Raw genomic sequence first — 5,805 nt, 5'->3', positions numbered from 1 at the left:
CACCATTGTTAATACTTATCGAACAATTCGGCGCTGTGGTATCAGCGGTAGAGGTTGATGACGGTGGCGGTAATTTCCACGTGCCGGCAAATGAACTTATATAAACGTAGCTATTGTCTGGCCTTACATTCATACAGTTAACATTAAATATAGCACCAAAAGTATCTTGGGTTATATTTGTCCATGTGTTGCCACTATCTACAGACCTAAAAACACCGTTTGCCACACCCTTCCAGTTTGCCCTTGTACCTGCATAGACAATACTTGCATCATTAGGATCTGTTGCCACTGTCTTTACATTTATCTCACCATACTGGTCTTTTTCGATGCCATTATTGTGGTTCTTCAACACCGCCGTACCGCCACTGGCAGCCGTTTTATCTATTATGTAAATCCCTAGTCCAGCCACTGCCGCGTAAATCCGGTCTTCATCTGTGGGAGACACCGCAATTTGACTTACAGAAGCCCCGGACGGAAGATTTAGCGAAGGATATGGAGTTGTCCATGTAATCCCGGCATCTGTAGATTTATAGATAGTACTCCCGCTATAGGAATAAACTATATTCCCATTCCCCCGAAATACCGCAGCAACTGTTCTGTCAAGAGTTGTAAAATTATTGTTTGTCTGTATATTGGTAAATTTATACTTTCCCGCATATACAATATTATTATTCTGTGGGTAAAACTCGATTAGTTTGAAAAATGCCATTGCATCTTCAATTTTAGTCCAAGATGCCCCCGAGTTCCTTGATATAGCTATTACTTCTTGAGTACTAGAGTCGTTTACATGGCCCACTGCCTGTACAATGATATTCCCATGCATTGCTGCTCCTGAGGTTGCTATCCTGTTATTATGACTAACCGTTGCCCTGGATATAAAAGTATCTTCATTATTCTCTGTAACCATACTACCCCAATCACCATGAGTGTAAACCGCTCGATTATAGTTGGTAGCATCCCATCCAATTGCGCTGGAACTGTCTTGAACTCCACCAGCCATACCTATATAACCCGTGTTAGAATATTTCCATGATTCACCACCATTGATTGTTTTGCATATAGTGTCCCCCCATCCTACTACCAATGCGGTATTTTCTTCCGTTGGATGAAAAGCAATGGCGGACTTAGTGTCCATAGTACCAAATAAATTTGTCGTCCATCCGTATGTAGACCCTCCTACCCACTCATCGCCTGTCACCTGATAATCCATTGTAGTTGTCTGTTTCCAATTTGTCCCGCCATTACTTGTATAATACAAGTATCTCCCAAATATATCGGCGAATGTAACTATCAGTTTGTTCGGATTAACCGGGCTCATTGCTATAAACTTGGCACTACCTGTTACACTGTTTTTTACCGGGGAAGCTAATGTTTGAGAGAAATTTAATCCGCCGTTTGTTGACTTCCAGATACCATTCGTTCCGGCAGCAATATACATTGTATCCGGCGTATTGGGATTAATCACAAGTTGATATACTGCGCCCGAAGGGAGACCTGTTCCTATCTTTGTAACCGTAGCGCTCCCCCCACTATCCTCAACCTTATGTAATCCATTGGAGGCGGATACAAATAAAATGGCATTATCTGTCGGATGGGCAACTATATTATATAATCTTACAGTATCCAAAATATTTGTATTATCGGATTTTTTCAGAAGATTCCACGTATTGCCGCCATCTGTAGACTTTATGAGTCCATAATAACTAGGCGCTGCATACATATTACTTCCGGCAAAAGTAATATGAACACCACCTGAAGCTTTTCTTACAAACGGGGCTTCATATATAAATTCCCAACTATTCCCACCATTCATCGATCTATATACACCATGTTTTGCTCCGGATTTTGGCGTATCGGTTGTATTTTCGAGGTGACCGCCAGCAACATAAACAATATCTGCATTTGTGGGATGAACAACAACAGAAGTTCCCCCAGTTGTTGCATAACCATTAGATTTTAAATGCCAACTTGTACCCCCATCAGTACTTTTCCATATCATGGTTGTATCTGTGACAAAATATACAATATTCGGATCAGATGGTGCATAGGCAAGACCAAATATCATCTGACCTCCTTCACCCCCTGAAAGCCCCGCAGTTTTCTGAGCGGCAGTTCTTTTTGCTACCTGCTGCCACGTCAGCGTACTGTCAGATTGTTTGGAGGCTATGGCATTTGTCCTCTTTTTTGACGATACACTGTTACGTGGTCCACCAGCAGGATAGTACTCGACCAACGTCGTATGCGTCGACCCACTGCCGTTTACTGTTTCATCCGAAACCTCCGAACCCGATGTCACATCTGACTCTGTCTCTGACCCGGTCTCTACTGTTGACCAGGCGCCTTCTGCCGATACGGTAAAGATGTATCCTTTCCCTATGTTATCTTTACTCTTTAGCCTTATCTCGTTACCAACAATGCTGACATCGGCGCTCCCATCCACTGACTCAATAAAATAACCGTCAGTGCGCTGCACCGAGATTGCCGTCTCACCCGCATTAAGCGTTATAGCCCCGGACAGCGTCAAAAATACCGCAAATAATTTCCCTGTCTTTGGATGATATGAATACATGACGTCACTATCCGCATAACTCTTTGTACTCTGATAAACGCTGCCATCCCATGACCTTTCACTCAGAGGCACATTATTAAGATTATCCCAGTTGGGTATGCACCTTATGAGTTTGAGTCTGGAATCAACCTTGGTAATACTCCCAAAGTCCGGCATATCCACTGTGTCGCCAAACCGCCCAAACCAATTACACCAGGCGCCGTTAATGCTCGCCTTGGCTGCAAAAAGACGATTCCTGTATTCATCTGCTTCGCTTGTCTGGGAGTTGCCAACCTTGTCTTTTGTAATATCTACCCCGGCATTAAAATTGTTGGCATCATCTACATAATTTGTATTTTGCGGGCTTTTTTGGCTTAGCATATCCGGCGTTAGCTCATCCTTGTCTGCCCGGACTTTTATCTGATATATCCATTCATCTTTGTCCGCCTCACTGTAGAGCAACGTTGGCTGAACAATCCATTTAGGATTCGTGAATTCCTCAGAAATCCTTGTCCTTAATTTCTTGTAAAATGCCGCCATTCCCTCTGAATACGTTGTATGCTCATGGGTAATGGCGTCATGCACCAAACCCAGGTCCGCTCCTGTCCAATAAGACAAATCTACAGATATGTTATTCCCCGTTTCGTCTAATCTGTAAAATTCACCTGCAAGCTTCGGCTCATCAATTATATATCCGCCAAAAGTGAACGGCAACCCTGTGTTTTCATAACTCTTTGCCAGGCTTATAATATTTTCAACTACCTCATCAATAACCGCCTGTTGCTGAAAATCCCACATTACGTAAAATTGCTCTGAAGACCCGGCAGGATGATACCCTGTCGCCAGATTGTAAGGAAACGGCTCATGGCTTTTCCATACCATACGCTGATTGTAAAATTCCTTTGCTTCCTCTGAAAGAGGCTGCGTAATGTCTATCGTCCTGCTATACCCGGATAAAATCTGTGGATACCAATGTGGGTTGATCAGATAATACTTAAGGCCTGTGCAATTGGGATCATTATGATAGTCTTTAACTTCTGAGGATGGATTTATAGCAATAGAATCATACCCCATCTGCCTTGCATAGTTAATGTCCTCAGATGGTTTATCATTCCAGAGTATGCCATAAATATTCTGATATGCTTTTTCTTCCGCAAAATTCTTTTCAGCGAAAAGAACAATATGGGCAAATATTAAAATGCTTACTATGCTAATTTTTAGCTTCACAAATATTTCTCCTAATAAGAGATTAATTGATTAATTAACAAACATGGCGACCTGGCATACTTCGGTATTTCCGAAGTCCCATGGCTTTGCGTCCCAACCTCACGATTGGTTTGCCTTTTTCACGTCTGCTATCTCTTACCAGGAGTTAGCAAACATAAAACTCAATATTTAGATTTGGCGATTCCTCCTTTCTCACTTAAAAATCTTTATTTACGATTTATCTCTACAAATGAGTCCAGTTTTTTTAAGTGTAACTACAACAACTGCAAATTTCGCAATTAGCACAGATCTTGTAATATTAAATTTTATATATTATTTGTATATTTTGTCTGTGTAACCTGCGTAATCTGTGGTTACAAACACTTTTGTTGGTCTACAGTTTTATCTCGTTAACTGTTATACATATCGACAAATTTTAAAAAGATTTAATAAAATTATAAAACTATTTTAAAAAATATCCTCAAAACATTATATTCTATGGATATGTTTAAAAGGGATAAAAATATACCACAACCCAAATCCTGCAATAGCACGCAGATGAGCGCTAACAAACGCGGATTAAAACGGATACTTTCACTTTATAGGATACACCTGAAAGGTTATGAAATATCAGTGGCCAAGCAATGTGCGGTGTATCCCAGTTTCGACAATGGAAGTACACCTCAAATTGGTTAAAGTGCTAAGGATGCTCATTCTAAAAACCCATAAGAAGTTAAAATTTCCCTTGCACTATCCTTTCTCGTTATGTTTAATATTGCACATAACATAAAGTCCGCAATTGGCCGCAAATAAACATAGATAAAATCAATACTTATATGCATATGATAAGATTAATATCAGATAGAATTCGAAAATATCGTAAAAAATTTCGACATTATCAAACTTACCGTAAAATAAAATATTTTGAATCTGTCAACAATTTTGATCCAAAAAAAAATATAATAATTACCGGTTGCCCGAGAAGTGGTACTACGTGGCTAGAAGAGTTGTTTTGTTCTATTGACAATACCTACCCTTTATTTGAACCTCTATACCTTCATGATTCGCCCAAATTTAAGGAAATAGGTTTTGAGTGGAGACAATTTATTCCGGAAGACTATGATTGGCCAGAAGCAAAGGCGTTATTCGAAAAACTCTTTCGGGGGCAATATTTAACATCGTGGATGGTTTCTCAGGCTAATTTAGCCCGATTAAAAGATGCTGAGTTTTTAGTTATTAAGGATGTAAGAGCAAATTCATTACTGCCATGGCTAGTCAGACAATTCGATATCCGGCCGCCTGTCTATATTATCAGGCATCCATGTGCTACAGTTGCCTCTCAGATGAAAATGGTTTGGAAAGATGTTCCTCCTAATTTTACAATACCAGAAACAAGGTTTCCGGAACTATATACAAAATATGAGCGTATATTAAAAAATATTAATACAACTGTAGAACATTTAGCCGCAAGGTGGTGTTTGGACAATATAGTACCATTAAATCATCATGGAAATAATAGGCTATGGATAACTGTTTTTTATGAAAATTTAATCACAAATCCCGAAAATGAAATACCCCATATTTTTAATAGACTTGATATAAAATTACCTCAAAAACTATGGGATAAGATTAATATACCAAGCACTATGGTTCAGCAAAGCTCTCAGTTACAACAAAATAAAATTGAACAATTAAGTAAATGGAAAAATGACTTATCTGAAAAAGATATTGACTCTATTCTTGATATGCTTAAAAAATTTGAGATAAAGATTTATGATGATAACATTTTTCCTGTTAAACTTAGTGAAATTTAATGCGGAGCCGCAATCAAAATAAATTTAATCGCCAAGTAGACAAGGGGAAGTTTCAATCCCAAACCTCTCACAGAACCGTACGTGACAGTCTCCCGTCATACAGATCATGTTAGACCTAAAACAAGCGTGATTTAACCATCTACACACAATGGGATAATATTTTGGACTATTATGCGTCTCTAAATGTATTTTTTGTTTGTTTCGTCGCGAAAACACCTTACTAAAAAGAAAAATATT

General features: G+C 39.2%; 2 protein-coding genes and 1 riboswitch. Of the genes, one reads left to right on the top strand and one right to left on the bottom strand.

The window, feature by feature from the left end; all coding sequences use genetic code 11:
* Positions 1 to 3,775, bottom strand: a 3,775-nt coding sequence (locus tag ABJL82_RS16340) for a hypothetical protein (protein ID WP_347275774.1), incomplete at its 3' end; no start/stop codon positions are given.
* A gap of 42 nt (positions 3,776 to 3,817) precedes the next feature.
* Positions 3,818 to 3,900: riboswitch (cyclic di-GMP riboswitch) on the bottom strand.
* Positions 3,901 to 4,590: 690 nt separating this feature from the next.
* Here ABJL82_RS16340 and ABJL82_RS16335 point away from each other — a divergent pair.
* Positions 4,591 to 5,568 (top strand): sulfotransferase, encoded by a 978-nt coding sequence (locus ABJL82_RS16335; RefSeq protein WP_347275773.1) that lies wholly within the window; start codon positions 4,591 to 4,593, stop codon positions 5,566 to 5,568.
* The last annotated feature ends 237 nt before the right edge of the window (positions 5,569 to 5,805 follow it).

Source organism: Candidatus Kuenenia sp. (assembly GCF_039794105.1).
In the GTDB taxonomy this organism is placed as follows: Bacteria; Planctomycetota; Brocadiia; order Brocadiales; family Brocadiaceae; genus Kuenenia.
Note: the sequence above shows the minus strand (reverse complement) of the source record. Positions and strands in the feature narration are given on the sequence as shown.